Here is a 17,477-nt window from a genome sequence, read left to right on the forward strand (position 1 = left end):
GTCGTTAATCTAAAAAAAACAGTAGTGTTTTTGAACATTAGATGATAATTGTGTTAATTTCGCAAAGTATCAGATTTCAAATATATTCACTTAAAAATTGATTCAGCTTTTAGATCGCATCCCTTTTATTTTTCGTATATCAGAGAACAGTATGCTTTTAAAAAAAATTCTATGAATAAGTTAATGTTCTTTCTTGTTATTAGTCTTTTGCACATAAATGCATCAGGACAGAATTACCCGATAAGACATCTTGATATTTCATCAGGACTTTCGAACAATTCTGTTGCCTCTATCTATCAGGATCAAAACGGTTATATGTGGTTTGGAACTTTTGATGGACTGAACAGATATGATGGAAATGATTTTAAGATTTACCGCCATATTCATACTGATCCCAATTCTATTCAGGGAAATGCCATTAGTTGTATCGAAGGTGACTTTGAAAATAATTTGTGGGTAGGAACAACCGCGGGACCAGTGGTTTTTAATGCCGAACGCTCTTCTTTTAGTCCGTTGCAATATTATGATACAAACAAAAAAATCAGACCCTTAAACGTTACTGCCTACGAAATAATTGCGGTACATTCTCTACACATCATTCTCGTTGCTACAAAAGAGGCGATCGTAGTTTATAAAGAAGGTGAGAAAATTGGAACAGCAATACCTTTCAACGGAAAATTAAATTACATCGCAAGATCAATAGCTTATAATGCGAAAAAACAAATCTTCTATGTTTTTATAACCGGAACGGGTCTTTGCCAATATGATATTACGTCAAAAAAACTAACACTTCTCAACAATACCATTACAGGTGCCAATTGCATTAAGTTGACAAATGATGGACTCTGGATTGGATCGGACGAAGGCGCCTACTTATACAATCACAATCTAAATACTTATTCTAAAAATTACTTTTCGGAAAAAACGGTTGTACGTGATTTTTTTCAGCAAGAAAACAGACTCTGGATTGCCACTGATGGAGCTGGTCTTTACACCATTACAAAAAATCAGAATGTTCCTGTTCTTTATCGTGCTAACGGCCCTGTTTCATTGCTTAACAGTAAATCTTTGTATGATATCTTCCAAAGCAAAAACGGCGAAATGTGGTTCGGAACCCTGCGTGGCGGCGTAAGCATGATGGGGAAAAACCCGCTCTATTTTAATCATTTTAAAAGCAAAGATCCGCTGACTAATAAAGAAGATGAAGATCCTGCCGCCAACTTCATGCTTTCTTTCTGCGAAGATGAAAAGAAAAACATCTGGATTGGCACTGATGGCGCCGGAATGAGGTACTGGAACAGAAAACAAAATACCTACGACGTATACTCCACAACATCCTCTGCTGGCAGAAAAATTCAGAGCAATTTTGTTACAAACATCGTCAGGGATTCTGATAATGCCATCTGGGTAGCGATGTGGAAAGGCGGAGTCTGCCGTATTGATCCTAACTCAAAAGCAATTCAGAATTTCTCCATTTACAATCAAATCACTAAAAAAGCAGAACAGGAATCCTGGCTGCTATTTATAGATTCAAAGAAAACATTGTGGCTTGCCGTTACTAACGGTGGAGCATTATATCAATTTGATAGAAAGCAAAATAAATTCATCTCCTACAGTAATACTTTACGAGATGTTACTTGTCTTTACGAAACCAAAGACGGCAAAATCTGGGGCGGAACATTCAATTCTTTTTTTGAAATAGAACCCAAAACAAAAAAAGTAAAAAACTATCATTCCGATTATACGATCAGATGCATAACGGAAGATCAAAATAAAAATCTTTGGATTGGTACTGTTGAGGGTGGTCTGCTTTTATTCAACCCAAAAACTGGTACTTTCAAAAAATATACTACACAAAATGGTCTTTCGAGCAATACCATACTTCGGCTTTTAGAAGACAAAAAAGGGGATTTATGGATGAGTACCTATCATGGAATTTCAAGATTGAATCCTAAGAATAATACTTTTAGAAATTTCGGTGTTTCTGATGGACTTCAGGGCAATCAATTTAGCTGGAATGCAGGTACCAAACTTTCTACTGGAGAATTTATTTTTGGCGGTATAAACGGATTCAATGTTTTTGATCCTGACAATATAAAAGACAAAAAAAATACGGGCAAATTTTTATTAAATGATTTGCTGGTAAACAATCAACCCTTAAAACTGGACAGTCCATATATCACAGAAAAAAAACTTGAGATGATAAGCGCTGCCGAACTTCCTTATGAAAAATCGGCATTGAGTTTTGATTTTGTTTATCTTGATTATGTCAATTCCGAAAAAATTAATACCGCGTATTTTCTGGAAGGATGGGACAAAGACTGGAACTATACCTCAAAAAATAACAGGGCAAATTATTCCAGGCTGACTGAAGGAACCTATGTTTTTAAAGTAAAAACAACCGATATTTTTGGAAATTGGACCAATGAGGTAACGCTGTCAACGGTAAAAATTCTTCCACCCTGGTACAGAACATGGTGGGCCTATACTTTTTATCTCATCGCTGCTGCCGCTGCCATTTATGCCTATGTAGGATATCATAAAAACAAGGAAAGGCTTCGCTACGAAATAAAATTGGCCCGTATGGAGCATAAAAAAGACAAGGAACATGCTGAAAAACAGTTTTCTATGTTTACTTATATGGCTCATGAATTGCGCACTCCCCTTTCTTTGATTATAAATCCGCTAAAAAGTGCTATTGAGAGAAAAAACCGTTCTGAAGATGATCTTGACCTGAATCTTGCCTATAAAAATGCCAAGAGATTGTTGAGCCTCACCGATCAGTTACTGTTGTTTAGAAAAGCAGAAACGGATCTTGATGAACTCAAAATTTCTAAGATTAATTTAAACAGTTTATGCCGTGAAATCTATGACAGCTTTACACAAATGGCAGCGGTTAAAAGTTTAAACTATCAGTTTATTGAAGAACAAACTCCAGCTGAAATATATGGCGATTATGAAAAAATAGAGATTACGCTGTTTAACTTAATCTCCAATGCGTTCAAATTCACTCCTAATAGAGGATCTATAATTATTCAGCTAGTCGAGAATACTGCTGATGTTTCTATTATTATATCGGATACCGGCAGCGGAATTCATGAGAATGATATTGCTACTATTTTTGAAGAATTCAAGCAAGGTCAGTCTAAAGCCAGCAATGGTTTTGGAATTGGTCTTTATGTTGCCAAATATTTTGTAACTAAACATCATGGCGAAATATCATGCAAAAGCGAATTAGGAAAAGGTACTTCGTTCACTATTGTACTCCCTAAAGGAAAAAGTCATTTTGCAGAAATGAGCATCAATGAAAATTATCCGGAAATGTCGCCTCTTGTAGGTGAACTTTTGGAAGGAATGCCTGCTGATAATCAAAACACATCTACGAGCAGAAATCAAGCATCAGCTCCTGAAAATATTCCCGTAGAATTAATCAGTACAAAAAAAGTATTGCTGATTGTGGAAGATAATCCCGAAATGAATCATTATCTGGTTCAGCTTTTCTCCAAAAACTATATTGTTTATTCGGCAGCAAACGGACTTGAAGGTCTGAAACTTGTCGAAAAACATATGCCTGATATTGTCCTAAGCGATATCTCTATGGAAGGTATGAACGGTATGGATTTATGCAAAAAAATCAAACAAAGTGATGATTTAAGCCATATTCCGGTAATACTTCTTACGGCTACAACGAGCAATGATATTCATTTAAAAAGCATTACTGAAGGTGCAGACGATTATGTTACCAAACCTTTTGACAGTGATATACTTCTGGCACGTGTAGATGCTGTTCTTCGAAACAGAGGGCAATTGCGCAAGTATTTCCTAGACAGTATTACACTTCGTGAAAATGTAAATAAGGTTCCTACTGAATATAAAGAGTTCCTGGATAAATGTATTGAAATTGTCGAGGCAAATCTCGAAAATAGCGAGTTTAACCTTAAGAGTTTCTCTGCTGCAATGGGTATGAGTCATTCCAGTCTTTATAAAAAGATTAAAGCAATTTCCGGACAAACCGTAAATGTTTTTATCAGATCGATCAGAATCCGCAGAGCCGCCGTAATTATGCTTACTGAAAATATTAATATCGCGCAGGTCGGCCCTCAGGTTGGTATAGAAGATCAACGCTATTTCCGTCAACAGTTCGTAAAATTGTTTGGAATGAAACCTTCAGAATACATTAAAAAGTATAGAAATTCTTTTAATAAGGAATTGAATATTATTCAGAAGAAAGATATTACGTAATTAGAGCTTTTCCCGATAGTAAGACAAAGCTTCTGAGAAATCTGAAGCTTTTTTTGTTTGTTCCATTTTTTTTATAGCTACTGTCTCCTACATTCAGGAGCGGGACGATTGTGACAACAAGTACTTTATTCAATATCACTGGTTATTCAGCAACCCAAATATTTAATAATTAAACTATTAGTCCCAATAAATGCGATATTATAAATTCATTCTTTAAAAATTATCATTATTTTTAAAGAATATTTGGTTTACCTCCAATTCTTTAAACACTAAAAAATGAAAAAAATCTTTTTTTTATTCGTAATTGTAGTTTTGTATTCTTTCACAACTTCTGAAGAGATAACAACTGTTTCAGGTAAAATCATAAATACCGAAAATAGAACAATTAGAATTAAAGGGGAATTACTTGATAAAGAAATCAAGTTAAAACCAGACGGCAGTTTTTCAGAAAATCTAGTATTAGAATGTGATTGCATTTATAGAATTGAAACCTCTAAAAATAGTATCCCCTTATATTTAGCTAAAGATTCCAAAGTAATGCTATATGCTGATGATACAAACCTAACTTCAACTTTAAAATTTACTGGCAAAGGAAGTACTGAAAATCAATACCTTGCTAAAAAACAACTGATAACTTCAGTAATTACGAACGAAGACCTTTATAAACTTAACGAAAATGAGTTTCTGAAAAAACTCCAGGAAATAAAAAGTTCCGTTAATACTCTGTACCTCAAAACAAAATTTACTGATACTAATTTCAAAATAAATGAAGCCAAAAGTATTCATTATCTGGAGCACAAACATTTACTTTTTTATAAAAAATACCATTATTTTTATGCAAGGTTAAGTGACTTTAAAGTTTCTGAAACATACCCACAGGTCGATGAAACAATCGATCTGGATAATAATTCGGATTTTTTATTTTCAAATGATTATCAAGAAATTGTGTTAAGTAAATTCTATGAAAATATTGAAGGAGATGGTGATGCTATGTTCATTACGGCTAAAAATGCAATTCCAAAGATTAAAGCTCTAAAAAGTCAAAGCATAAAAAATCGTTTAATCGAAAACTCAGCAAATGATATTAATATTGAAAATCTGAGTTATGATAAAACATATCAGGAATTTTTATCAATTACAAACAATCCGGTTATTAAACAAACACTTACCATCAATTATAATGCAACAAATGCATTACAACCTGGGAATCCGTCTCCAAAATTTGATTATGAAAATCAAAAAGGAGGAAAAACTACTTTAGAAAATCTGAAAGGAAAATATATTTACATTGATCTTTGGGCCACATGGTGTGGCCCTTGTCGTCAGGAAATTCCGTTTCTTCAGAAAGTCGAGGAACAATATAAAGGCAAAAATATTGAGTTTGTCAGTATTTCGATAGATGCCACAAAAGATCAGGCTAAATGGAACAAATTTGTTCTAGAAAAACAATTAGGCGGGATTCAATTATTAGCAGATAATGAATGGGAATCAAAATTCGTAAAAGATTATGGTGTTCAGGGCGTTCCAACATTTATCCTTATTGATCCTAACGGCAAAATCATTAATGCACGCGCACCAAAACCCTCTGACTCTAAACTTATTGAGCTATTAAACAGTTTAAAAATATAGCCCTAATTAAGATATTTAATAACTTTATTAAAATCATCCATAAAACTGGTTAGGTATTCAATATTTCCCATTACTAACAAAAACGCCAATTGAAAAAGCCTATGAATTCGTTGAAATACGAAATTTAAAACAAAACCCGCTTCAATAGATAAAGTACTAAAAAACTTCTTTTTTTCTTTATCTCAATTTCTATTACATAAAAAAACATCTGTTTTTTACACATCCTAAAAAGAAAGAATCTTTCATCAAATACTCCACTTTTACAAGTCAAAAATCATTCACAAAATCTAAAAAGTAAAGCGTTTTTTCGGCAGATTTTTAATTTAATCCAAATAACAAAACATACGAAATCAACAATATTTTACTATTTTTCGAAGTGAACTTTAAAAAATAACAAGCAATACCCATCTATAACTAATAAAACATCTAACGTTTACCATTCTCTATCAGTAGATTAGAAGTGTAAAATCCTTATGTTCTATTTTAAAAAAAATCCATATTAATTTAATGCTATGTTTTCTTCAGAACTAGTCTGTTTTACTAAATGATTTTATAAATTTGCGATCTTATTTTTAATACTTATTTCACAGTATTTAGACCTGATAATCAAACTATTCTTTCAGACTTTACTCAAAAATAAATAATAACATAACTACAATTAAATCCAATGCTTAAAAAAAACAAATCCCAAATTCTATTTTTTATTCTTTTCAATTTATTTTTTTCAATTACTTCATTTGCTCAAAAAAATCTTTATGCCGGAATTGAAATTGGACGAAGAGCTATAAAAGTTTCAGTTCTTGATGTTAACAATATCAGAAAAGCTGATTATGATATTTTGTATTTTTCGAATGACAGATTTAGTTTTGCTGACCATATTACTGCGAACGGCGAACTTACTCAGGATGATATTACCCAAGCTGGTGTTACAGTTATTAGCCAATTGAGTAAAATAAGAAAAGAGTTTAAGCTTCTTGAAGAAAACATTTTTATAGTTGCTGCTCCGGTTTTTGCATCTGCCCGTAACATTGATGTTTTAAAAAATAAAATCACTTCTTTAACTAATAAAAAGCTTGACATACTTAATGTTAATGAAGAACCTAAAACGTTGGTTAAAGGTGCTATTCCACCTGTAGATTATGCTAATGCTTTCCTTCTTGATATTGGTGCGCAAACTACCAAAGGAGGATACATCGATGAACTTGAAGATGACAAATTAGAATTTATACCTCTTGAACTGGATTTTGGTACAATGACACTTACTGATGCTGTGCAAAAAACAGTTTCCAATCAAAATCAAGTGAATGATATGTCAGTATATCAGGAAAAATCTTTTGACTTTAACTCAATTCTGCGTAAGAAGATCAAAGACCTACTTGATAAAAATCCTCTTTTATTAAAAAAAGAAAAAATCTATTTATCAGGTGGAGCTGTATGGGCCTTTGCAACATTGTATTATAATGAAAACATTAAAGAGCATTATGTTGCTTTAAGTATGGAAGACGTTCTTAATTATGATGCAATCCTGAAAAATAATTTCATCAAGTTTACTACCCTTTCTAAAACCAATAAGGAAGCCGCCAGAGTTTTAAGTACTTATGACCAAAAATACCTTATTTCTGCAAATAACATATTGGTGAGCCTCCTTGAAAGCATTCCAAATTTAGAGACAAAAAAAATATACTTTGTAAAAGACGGACAAACAATCTGGCTTATCTCACACATTGCAGATCGTTCTAAAAAAGTAAATACTAATTTTTAAAGTGCTTAGAATAGTTCTCCAGAACTTCTTACTAAAAAAAAATACCACTTGAAGTGGTATTTTTTTTATTTACAATCCTTTTCTTTTAAGAAAATACACGGTTAAAATCCTGATTTCTTATTAATAAGGAGCAATCTTATTTTAATTAATGTGTGTTTCTTTGATGTCCGAAATTACGATATCATCAGTATCCAAAGCGCGTAAAAAGGCTGCTGCGTCAAAAGCTTCCCCTAATGTTGTAACTCCTTGCTTTTTTATTTTCCCTTTTAAAATTCTTTTTATAGCCTCGACAAGTAAAGGAGCTGTAACGGCATAAATATCTATTCCTTCAGCTGTAATTGATCTTTTCTTGTTTCCTTTTGTTGCTACTACTTCCATACAAAAACGTTGAGACGATCTGTTTTTTTTATCTACAGGTTTAGGCTCTGGCGTTTCATCACTTCGTATATCAGCCAAAGAATTTTGACTCAAGTAAGTGTTGATTGTATTCACCTTGATATGTCGCGAAATCGTAATTATTTCTGAAAGCGGTACAGTCACAACTTCTTGTGTTAATATTGGATCCGGGAATTCCCAAATTTTTGATTTAACCTCCAGAACAGGCTGTAAACGATTTTCGGCAAACATAAATCTTTGATAATGATTTCGCTCTCCTGTCAATCGTGTTCCTTTTGTTGGGTGCCAGGAATCTAAACCTATATAAAGTGAAATCTCATCTGCCTTATCCCAAACTTGCGTAACCGTTGTACTTAATAAATCGCCCAACCCTCCATAAAATGCAGCGGCAGGAATTATGGTTATGTTAGCCGATTTTGCCTTTTCAGAGAATTTTTCAAATATGTCCAATACCGCTTTCTGCTCCGCACTAACATCAAGATAATGTTTTCCCAATCTTAATGCAGATTGAATGATTGGTTCTGCAGTATCTAAAAAAGGACCTGCACAGTTTACGATGATTTCTGCATCGGCGAAAGCCTCATCCAGAGTTTCAGGCTGATTAATATCTGCTACTTTAGTTATTAAATCCGGATAATCATTACTTAAAACATTCAATTTATCGGCATCTCTCCCACTAAGAATAGGCTTGTAACCTTGTTGATAGAGCTGAGCAATTAAAAATTTTCCTGTGTGACCGTAAGCGCCATATACTGCAATTTTATTTTCCATAAAATGATTTTAATATTTAAAGATCGTTATTTTGATATTACTTTTAGCTAAATAATTAAATAGTTACAGCTTTCAGTTTCTTCAAGAAATTTAGTACTAAAATAGATGCATTTTTCGGATTAGTCAAATATCCTGTTTTCCATACATTTAGATCATAACAAAAAAGACCGTTCTTGAGAACGGTCTTTTTACTATTTTCAGCATTTATAAAAAGCTTAAACTCTAAACAAAGCGTATTTATTGTAGTTGAACAATACCTGATCATAAGGCACAAAAAGCGATTTTATTTTCTCTGAAGAAGCATTAAATGTGATTCCGTTATGTTTTCTGAACAAATAGATTTCTTTCAAACAGTTCGACAAACTTTGGTGTATTTCTGATGTAAAAGTCGGTAATTGTTTATCTCCTACCAATAAATCTATTTGATAATTAGAACTACTTTTAGACAAGTTATTTCCAATAATTCTTATTGTAAAAGTGGTCGCTTTTCCGTGTTGTTCACCTTGATACTGTACTACCATAATTTTAGTATTAAAAGTTTTAAAATTAATTTTCTCATCACTTCAACCTACTTTCAGTTGAATCGAATATTAAAGTTATGAAAAAATATAAGTTGTTTTACAAACTGATCTTAAATTATCAATTTGGGACAAAGTTATATAAAATTCTATTTTCAGAAATTCTTTATTCTCCTGTTTTAACAGAAATTTAATCCCACTTTCCAGCTAACACTTTATTATGGATATCTGCCGCAAATAAAGGCGTTTCTTCATTATTATGTGCTTCTACATTTTGCAGCATCTGGCTCTTTACCATTTCCAGATTTTCAATATTAGCCGCTTTTAATACTGCTAAAAATTCAGGTGTTGAAGTGACTAAAACCTTATTTACAAACTCGCAGCTATTTGCTGTTACGGGAATAATTTTAATTTCCCAGGTTATTCCTAATTTAGTTATTCCCATATCAGAAATCGAATCTGAAACCGAATTAACTTTGCAATGATTCCTATCTCCAACTTCTTCTATATAATGTTGTACAAGAAGATTGCCGGCAATACGCTCGACATTTATCGACATCCTTTTTCCATCTTGCGAAACCGAAATTCCTCCCGCAATATGACTAACCGAACAAGATTGATATTCCTGATCTTTTAATGTAAAAAGCCAATCGGTAATATCTATTTTTTCTGCCGCACAATGAATTATTGCCTTTGCAGTACATTCAGCCAATATTTCCATCTTATGATTCTAAAGTTTTAATAAATTCGTCTGCCGATAAAAGAGAATGTCCGTAATTCGGAAAATTTGTTTCTACGGTCGCTCTAATTTCTTCCTGATTAAAAGCACCGATTCCATCCTTAATTAAAGTTACATGATAACCAAGTTCTACTCCATATCTGGCGGTCGAGTCAACACAGGTATTGGCACGCATTCCGGCAATTATAATATGATCAATATCGTGCATTTTTAAAAGAAAATCGAGATCCGTATTGGCAAAACCACTAGCCGTCCAGTGATTTTGAGCTATCAAATCACCTTCTACAGCCAAGAGTTCCGGATGAAACTCAGCTCCCCAGGTCCCTTTTTCAAAAACCGTAAAATTTTTAGTTCCGTTATGCGAGGGTGAAAAGAATTTCCAATTTAAATAATCTCCTTTTTGAGTATGCCTGTGAGGCGCATAAACCACCTGAATTTTATGTTTTCTGGCAGCAGTCAAAACCTTTTTTATGTTTGCTACTACATTTCCGCTTTCCACGGTTTCTTTTACAAAAGGCCATAGTTTTCCGTTTTCCGAAAGAAAATCATTAAACGGATCAATCAATATCAAGGCTGTTCTTTTATTTTGATAAGTACTCATGATTTGAAATTTAGAAGTTACTTCATTTCTTCCTCAAAATTCAAACCTTAAACTAATAATCTGATTCACAGATAAATAACTAAAATAAAACTATTGATATACCGCTAATAACCTGATACCCTTCGAAATATCAAAAAAAACACTAAAATTTCAGGGCACAAAAAAAACCGTAATGTCTTACGGTTTTCAGCAATTAACTAAATATATTTAATCAACTTGTTTAACGAGAGTAATTTTCATTCATAAGCACGATTAATTTTGGGTAACAATGGTAGTTTCTTTTTCAGTATTAATTTCTAATAAATGTGGGGTCCCATCCTCATCAAACATAGTCATGTTAAGCGGATCTAATAAGGCCAGGTTTTTTGAAACAGTTCCTTTAAATTTATTATAAGAAAGATTCATTTCAGATAAATTATGTAATTTTTCAAGTCCTTTCGGAATTTCGCCTTCAAAGCTATTATCAAACAAACTTAAATTTTGTAAAGCATGAAAATTTATTATTTCGCTGCTCAAGGTTCCGGATAACTTATTACTATTTAAAAGTAAAACTTTCAAAGTCGAAATTTGATAGATCGAACCGGGTAAATCACCCTGGATTTCATTATTAAATAACGAAAGTACTTCAAGTTGCTTTAATTTGCCAATCTCTGTGGGCAATTTTCCCTGCAAATTATTTTTATGCAAATCGATAGTTACTAAATTTATCAGATCAAAGAACTCAGCAGGTAACTCTCCTGTCAAATTATTATCATCTAAATAAAGTCCAATTACTTTTCCATTTTCAGCCTGCACACCGTACCACGTTGACACAGAAAGCGATAAATCCCATTTAATTTTCCAATTTGCTCCATTTGTCGCATGGTAAAATTTAATTAAGGCATCTTTTTCTTTATCTGAGACAGTATCTGCATAAATATTCAATGAAAAAATAAAAGCTATAAAAAATAAGGTTAAGCTTTTCATAACAAAATTTGGGATTTGTTTACGGTTTAAAATTATGCAATTTCTAGATATAAAGCAGTAAATGTCGATAAAGTGTTAATAAGTATATATTTAACACTAATTATACTACTAGATAAAAATCAACGAAGTGAATTGTTTTTTTGATTAAATTTGACCAACTAATTCTAAAAACCTCATATTATGGAAATTAACTTTATTGCATTGTTACTTGCTGGAATTGTCACACTTCTTACTGGTTTTATTTGGTACAATCCAAAAGTCTTTGGAACCATCTGGATGAAAGAAAATAATCTAACTGAAGAAGATCTTAAGACCGGAAATATGCTTAAAATCTTCGGATTTACGTATATTTTCTCTTTAATGATCACCGTAATTTTGATGGGATTAACCATTCATCAATCGGGAGCAGTGGGTATGGTAGGCGGACCACCTTTGCTAGAAAGTGCAAAACCTTCATTTGCCGCTTTTATGGCAGATTACGGAACAGCATATCGCACTTTTAAACATGGAGCACTTCATGGTTTCATGTCAGGATTGTTTTTTGCTTTACCGATAATTGGTATTAATGGTTTGTTTGAAAGAAAATCATGGAAATATATTTTTGTTCATGCCGGATATTGGATGTTGACTCTGACTTTGATGGGAGGAATTATCTGTGCTTTTGCATAAAATCTACATACAAAACCCGTTTGCTATTCAATTTCAAACGGGTTTTCTTAATAATAACTTAAACCAGATCAGTTATTATAAATATTATCTAATTTTGAAAAAATTAGCTTCCACTTTTGACTACAACTTATTCTTTCGAAATATACAATAGCGCATCATTACTGCCTCAGGAATGGAATTCGCTGACATCTGATAACATTTTTTTGACGCGGGAATATCTTACGGTTCTTGAAAATTCCTGTCCGGTAAATATGATTTGCCATTTCATAGGAATTTTTGAAGAAAAGAAACTTGTTGGAATTGCCATAACCCAATTTTTGTTTGCAGAAAAACTAGAGTCTTTTGGGGATCGCGATCAATGTTTAAAAACTTCAATTCGTAATTTTGCATTTAAGAACTTCGCTTCACATGTTTTATTTGTTGGTAATAATATGCTAACAGGTCAGAATGCTTTTGCTTTTGATAAAAACATAAAGCTAGCAAAAGCAATTACAACACTTCATAAAGCAATTAATCAGCTTAAAAAAGAGTTGAAAGCGAAAGGTAAAAAAGTGCATATTACCAGTATAAAAGATTTTACTGAAACAGAGATTAAACCGCTGCAAGCCGAATTCAAAAACAATTATACGTTTTCGACACAGCCTAATATGATTTTCGAAATCAATGAAAACTGGAAAACGGAACAACATTATATTGATGCTTTATCCAAAAAATACCGCGATCAATACAAGCGCGCCCGCAAAAAAGCAGATGGAATTGTAAAACAGAAAATGTCCTTAAATGATATTTTAAAATACGAAGACATCATTTATGATCTGTATTTTCATGTTGCAAAAAATGCTCCTTTTAATACCTTCTTTTTAGCGAGAAATCATTTCAGTTTTTTTAAGGAAATCATGAAAGATGATTTTTTACTGTATGGTTATTTTCTAGATGGAAAACTAATTGGCTTCAACACCTTAATAAAAAACGGAGCTATAATGGATACGTATTTCCTGGGTTATGACGAAAGTATTCAGCGGGACAAGATGTTGTATTTAAACATGCTTTATGACATGATTGCTTATTCTATTAATAAGGGTTTTGAAGCAATTGTTTTTGCCAGGACTGCTCTTGAAATTAAAAGTTCTGTTGGTGCAAAACCACAAAAAATGTATGGTTTAATTACGCACAGCAATACTTTAATCAATCATAATATTGCCCGGTTTTTTAATTATCTGGAACCTAAAACTGACTGGCAGGAACGTAATCCGTTTAAATAGTAAACTTTCGAAGTTTACGGAATGGCAATTTTCATCTGCTTGTGCAGAATATGAATTTCTAAGTCCGTTTGCGCTCCGCAATATTCGCCATCAATCTGAAAACTTACCGGATAATCTGTCTTTATAGTGGCTTTCTCTGTTGAGATAATTACAACATCATCTGAGTCAATTGGCATGTTACCGGTTATAATTTTTCCAATTAAAAGCAAATCAAGATTTTTTAAAATTATCAATTCAAATTTTCCATCATTCATCGCACCATTCGGATTGATAACCACACCCGTTCCGTACTTCTGAGAATTAGCAATTACAATCATTCTTGCCGTATGCTCAACAATTTCATTATTTGCGGAAATCGTGGCCAAAAAAGGTTCGTTAGAATCTTTTAGCGTTGTAAATGCCTGCAGCGCATAGCCCCATATTCCGCGTAAATCGCCCTCTTCATAATTCTTTACTAAATCAGCATTAAGACCAATATCGCTTAAATGAATACTTTTTTTACCGTTGATACAAATCATATCCATTTCGATATAACGATTCAAGAAAGCAATTTTGAGATTCTCTTCAATAGTTACAGGTAAATTTAAATCGACAGATAAACCGTTTGCAGAACCGGCCGGCAGAATTCCGATAATTACATCAAATTCTTCCATAGCCTCGGCAACCATTTTTATGGTTCCGTCTCCTCCTGCAACCACAATTCTTTCTGGCTGATATTGATTATAAAGTGCTTGTATGTTTTTCTGATCACTTTTACCCGTAGTTTCATACACTTCAAGATCAAAATGATTTGTCGTTGCAAACTCCTGAACAGCATCTATTAAATTCGACTTATCAAGGTCACCGGATATAGGGTTTACAACAAATATGATATTCTTTTTCAAAGTTTTATTTTTAAAGTCAATTAAAATAATTAATTTACAACATATATAAATATACGTAATTAATGAAACCTATACTACAATTATATCGCGGTTATGCCAATGAAGAAGAATTGATTGTGATGGGGCATGTTTTCAAAAGAACGTACAATTATGATTTCCAGAAGAAAAACTTCAAAAACGCCACTTCGATAATTAATCAGTTTAGAATAAAAACAATCAAAAATTTTGATGTTTATCTTAAACTCGGTGATCAGGAAATCCACTCCAAAACGCTGGACGACGGTTATTTTAAGTTTTGTATTCCGCTTGAAAAGGAATTTAATTTTGGATGGATAGAATACGAAGTCAGCATAAAATACAAATCGGAAATAATAACGACAGTAGGCAGTTTTATAAGACCTCACACTGGAAATCTGGGAATTATTTCTGATATTGATGACACCTTTTTGATTTCACACACTAGAAATGTGTTCAAAAAAATGTACATTCTTTTATTTAAAAATGTAAACGACCGAAAAGTTTTTAAAGATGTTGTGCCACATTATCAGGCCTTAAGTTCAGCTGGGAGAAATAACAAAGAAGAGGAAAATGCTTTTTTCTACATCTCTAGCAGCGAATGGAATTTGTACCGGTTTATTGTCAAGTTTACCAAAATACATCAGTTGCCAAGAGCTGTTATATTATTAAAAGATATTAAACGCGGCATTACTGATTTCTTCATGAGTGGAAGAGGTAATCACAATCATAAATTTGATAAAATAAAACATGTTTTGGAATTTTATCCAAATCTAAAATATGTTTTATTGGGAGATGATTCACAGCATGATCCTTTTTTATACGAACAAATCTGCAAAATATTTCCTGTTACCGTAAAAGCGGTTTACATAAGGCAAACAGGTAAATTTCAAAAAAAAACTACGAAAGCTATTCTGAAAAACTTAGAAAATTTGGAGGTTTCGGTTTGCTATTTTAAGGATAGCAGTCAGGCGATTATGCACTCGAAATCGATTGGAATTATAAAATAGTTTGTTTCAGGTTTCAAGTTACGATAGGAACCTGAAACTTGAAACCTGAAACAAAAAAAAAAAAAACTAAAAATTAAGCATTAAAATTATCAATCTCTTCCTGAACGATTTCCCAGTCTAAAAGTAATTGATCCAAGTCTGCTTTCTTTTTATTGTATGCGGTAAAAAATGAAGCGTCTTCGATATGTTTATCATAATTAGAAGCTAACATTTTATCGTCGTGCTGAATGTCTTTTTCCAGTTGTTTGATTTGACTTTCAACTTTGCTTAAACGGTTTTGAAGCGCTTTTCCTTTTTTCTGATCTTCATACGATGCTTTGTTTGTCTCTTTTGGAGCAGCAGCTTTGGCAACATCTTTTTTCTCAACTTCACGCATGTTTTCAAGATTACGCTGTTCTAAGAAATAGTTGATATCACCTAAATATTCTTTGATTTTTTGATCTTTGAATTCGTAGACGATATTCGACATTCCCTGAAGGAAATCCCTGTCGTGAGAAACCAATAATAAAGTACCTCCAAATTTTTGAAGTGCCGCTTTCAACACATTCTTAGATTTAATGTCTAAGTGATTCGTAGGCTCATCCATCAGCAAAACGTTGATTGGCTGTAGTAATAATTTACAAAGTGCCAAACGGTTACGTTCACCTCCAGAAAGTACTTTTACCTTTTTCTCGACATCGTCACCACGGAACAAAAATGACCCTAACATGTCACGAACTTTAGATCGGTTCGTGTCCATTGCAGCATCTTCCATGGTTTGAAGCAAAGTAATTTCACCATCAAGATATTCAGCCTGATTTTGAGCAAAATATCCTAATTGAACATTGTGGCCCAATTTGATGTTACCCTGATATTCAAATTCATTTACGATGGCTTTAATAAAAGTTGATTTTCCCTGACCATTCTGACCCACAAAAGCAATTTTACTTCCGCGTTCTACCAATAAATCAATATCTTTTAAAATAACTTTATCACCGTAAGCCTTCGTTACATGTTCAGCCTCTACTACTACTCTTCCTGGTTCTTTTGAAACTGGAAAAGAAATATTCATTACCGAATTGTCGTCTTCGTCAACTTCAATTCGTTCTACTTTATCTAATTTTTTAATCAACGATTGCGCCATAGAAGCTTTAGAAGCTTTTGCACGGAATTTCTCGATTAATTTTTCTGTTTCTTCAATTTTCTTGGCCTGATTCTTTTGAGTCGCCAATTGCTTTTCACGAATTTCGTGACGCAATTCTAAATATTGAGAATACGGCTTATTGAAATCGTATGCTTTTCCTAACGAAATTTCAATGGTACGATTCGTAACATTATCAAGGAACATTTTATCGTGCGATACAATTACCACAACACCAGGATAATTACGAAGGAAACTTTCTAACCAAATGATACTTTCGATATCTAAGTGGTTGGTCGGCTCATCCAGAAGCAATACATCATTGGATTGCAATAATAGTTTAGCTAATTCGATACGCATTCTCCAACCTCCTGAAAATGTTTCGGTTTGGTTATTGAAAACTTCTCTCTTGAAACCAAGTCCTAAAAGAATTTTCTCTGTATCTCCAACATAATTATAACCTCCAAGAAGGTCAAAACGATGTGTATAATCAGATAAATCTTCAATGATCTGACTATATTCTTCACTTTCATAATCGGTTCTGGTAACCAATTGATGATTGATTTCTTCTAATTTTTTTTCTACAATCTTGATTTCAGTAAAAGCTTCATAAGCTTCTTCTAATACAGTTCTTCCTTGTTCAAAATCGATATCCTGACGTAAAAATCCCATTCGGATATCTTTCTCCTGAGAGATAACTCCAGAGTCAGGAGCAAAATCTCCCGCTAACATTTTAAGCATTGTAGACTTACCTGCTCCGTTTTTACCAACAAGTCCAACGCGGTCACCGGCGCCTAAACGAAAAGTAACTTCTTCAAATAAATATGTTCCACCAAAAGAAACTGAAAGATTGTGTATATTAAGCATAATTTGTGACTATTGTTACAAGCAGT

Annotated in this window: 13 protein-coding genes; 6 read left to right on the plus strand and 7 right to left on the minus strand. The window is 32.9% G+C overall.

Annotation, left to right across the window (positions count from 1 at the left end; translation table 11 throughout):
• Window positions 1–171 precede the first annotated feature (171 nt).
• The 3 genes from Q7C23_RS04445 (at window position 172) to Q7C23_RS04455 (ending at window position 7,633) form a co-directional block, all read left to right on the plus strand.
• Complete coding sequence (locus Q7C23_RS04445) at window positions 172–4,242, plus strand: two-component regulator propeller domain-containing protein (RefSeq protein WP_375031372.1); 4,071 nt, start codon at window positions 172–174, stop codon at window positions 4,240–4,242.
• A gap of 276 nt (window positions 4,243–4,518) precedes the next feature.
• Window positions 4,519–5,871 carry a TlpA family protein disulfide reductase gene (locus Q7C23_RS04450; protein WP_375031373.1) on the plus strand — a complete coding sequence of 451 codons (1,353 nt, stop codon included), beginning with the start codon at window positions 4,519–4,521 and terminating at the stop codon, window positions 5,869–5,871.
• Window positions 5,872–6,538: 667 nt separating this feature from the next.
• Entirely contained in the window at window positions 6,539–7,633 is a 1,095-nt protein-coding gene (locus Q7C23_RS04455; RefSeq protein WP_375031374.1) for an exopolyphosphatase, read from the plus strand.
• A 141-nt stretch (window positions 7,634–7,774) separates the two neighbouring features.
• Here Q7C23_RS04455 and Q7C23_RS04460 read toward each other — a convergent pair whose 3' ends face one another.
• The 5 genes from Q7C23_RS04460 to Q7C23_RS04480 all read right to left on the minus strand — a co-directional run bounded on the left by Q7C23_RS04460 (window position 7,775) and on the right by Q7C23_RS04480 (window position 11,624).
• Window positions 7,775–8,800 (minus strand): saccharopine dehydrogenase family protein, encoded by a 1,026-nt coding sequence (locus Q7C23_RS04460; RefSeq protein WP_375031375.1) that lies wholly within the window; start codon window positions 8,798–8,800, stop codon window positions 7,775–7,777.
• A gap of 215 nt (window positions 8,801–9,015) precedes the next feature.
• Window positions 9,016–9,321, minus strand: coding sequence for a hypothetical protein (locus Q7C23_RS04465; protein WP_375031376.1), 306 nt, complete (start codon window positions 9,319–9,321; stop codon window positions 9,016–9,018).
• 187 nt (window positions 9,322–9,508) lie between these two features.
• Window positions 9,509–10,039 carry a hypothetical protein gene (locus Q7C23_RS04470; protein ID WP_375031377.1) on the minus strand — a complete coding sequence of 177 codons (531 nt, stop codon included), beginning with the start codon at window positions 10,037–10,039 and terminating at the stop codon, window positions 9,509–9,511.
• Window position 10,040: 1 nt separating this feature from the next.
• Window positions 10,041–10,658, minus strand: coding sequence for a cysteine hydrolase family protein (locus tag Q7C23_RS04475; RefSeq protein WP_375031378.1), 618 nt, complete (start codon window positions 10,656–10,658; stop codon window positions 10,041–10,043).
• A gap of 252 nt (window positions 10,659–10,910) precedes the next feature.
• A complete protein-coding gene (locus Q7C23_RS04480; protein ID WP_375031379.1) occupies window positions 10,911–11,624 on the minus strand; it encodes a Two component regulator three Y domain protein in 714 nt (237 codons plus the stop codon).
• Window positions 11,625–11,804: 180 nt separating this feature from the next.
• Here Q7C23_RS04480 and Q7C23_RS04485 point away from each other — a divergent pair, with 180 nt between their 5' ends.
• Window positions 11,805–12,293 carry a DUF1761 domain-containing protein gene (locus tag Q7C23_RS04485; RefSeq protein ID WP_375031380.1) on the plus strand — a complete coding sequence of 163 codons (489 nt, stop codon included), beginning with the start codon at window positions 11,805–11,807 and terminating at the stop codon, window positions 12,291–12,293.
• 116 nt (window positions 12,294–12,409) lie between these two features.
• Window positions 12,410–13,555, plus strand: coding sequence for a peptidogalycan biosysnthesis protein (locus Q7C23_RS04490; protein WP_375031381.1), 1,146 nt, complete (start codon window positions 12,410–12,412; stop codon window positions 13,553–13,555).
• Window positions 13,556–13,569: 14 nt separating this feature from the next.
• Here Q7C23_RS04490 and Q7C23_RS04495 read toward each other — a convergent pair whose 3' ends face one another.
• Window positions 13,570–14,439 (minus strand): diacylglycerol/lipid kinase family protein, encoded by an 870-nt coding sequence (locus Q7C23_RS04495; RefSeq protein WP_375031382.1) that lies wholly within the window; start codon window positions 14,437–14,439, stop codon window positions 13,570–13,572.
• A gap of 62 nt (window positions 14,440–14,501) precedes the next feature.
• Between Q7C23_RS04495 and Q7C23_RS04500 the strand changes: the two genes are divergently transcribed.
• Window positions 14,502–15,464, plus strand: coding sequence for an App1 family protein (locus Q7C23_RS04500; protein WP_375031383.1), 963 nt, complete (start codon window positions 14,502–14,504; stop codon window positions 15,462–15,464).
• A 73-nt stretch (window positions 15,465–15,537) separates the two neighbouring features.
• Here Q7C23_RS04500 and Q7C23_RS04505 read toward each other — a convergent pair whose 3' ends face one another.
• Entirely contained in the window at window positions 15,538–17,451 is a 1,914-nt protein-coding gene (locus Q7C23_RS04505) for an ABC-F family ATP-binding cassette domain-containing protein (RefSeq protein WP_375031384.1), read from the minus strand.
• Window positions 17,452–17,477: the final 26 nt, after the last annotated feature.

It is taken from the genome of Flavobacterium sp. LAR06, from assembly GCF_041946075.1.
GTDB lineage: Bacteria > Bacteroidota > Bacteroidia > Flavobacteriales > Flavobacteriaceae > Flavobacterium.

Bases quoted from the DNA above. Each gene is read 5' to 3' on its own strand.
- Q7C23_RS04445 (WP_375031372.1), top strand. From the start codon at position 172: ATGAATAAGTTAATGTTCTTTCTTGTTATTAGTCTTTTGCACATAAAT.
- Q7C23_RS04450 (WP_375031373.1), top strand. From the start codon at position 4,519: ATGAAAAAAATCTTTTTTTTATTCGTAATTGTAGTTTTGTATTCTTTC.
- Q7C23_RS04455 (WP_375031374.1), top strand. From the start codon at position 6,539: ATGCTTAAAAAAAACAAATCCCAAATTCTATTTTTTATTCTTTTCAAT.
- Q7C23_RS04460 (WP_375031375.1), bottom strand. From the start codon at position 8,800: ATGGAAAATAAAATTGCAGTATATGGCGCTTACGGTCACACAGGAAAA.
- Q7C23_RS04465 (WP_375031376.1), bottom strand. From the start codon at position 9,321: ATGGTAGTACAGTATCAAGGTGAACAACACGGAAAAGCGACCACTTTT.
- Q7C23_RS04470 (WP_375031377.1), bottom strand. From the start codon at position 10,039: ATGGAAATATTGGCTGAATGTACTGCAAAGGCAATAATTCATTGTGCG.
- Q7C23_RS04475 (WP_375031378.1), bottom strand. From the start codon at position 10,658: ATGAGTACTTATCAAAATAAAAGAACAGCCTTGATATTGATTGATCCG.
- Q7C23_RS04480 (WP_375031379.1), bottom strand. From the start codon at position 11,624: ATGAAAAGCTTAACCTTATTTTTTATAGCTTTTATTTTTTCATTGAAT.
- Q7C23_RS04485 (WP_375031380.1), top strand. From the start codon at position 11,805: ATGGAAATTAACTTTATTGCATTGTTACTTGCTGGAATTGTCACACTT.
- Q7C23_RS04500 (WP_375031383.1), top strand. From the start codon at position 14,502: ATGAAACCTATACTACAATTATATCGCGGTTATGCCAATGAAGAAGAA.
- Q7C23_RS04505 (WP_375031384.1), bottom strand. From the start codon at position 17,451: ATGCTTAATATACACAATCTTTCAGTTTCTTTTGGTGGAACATATTTA.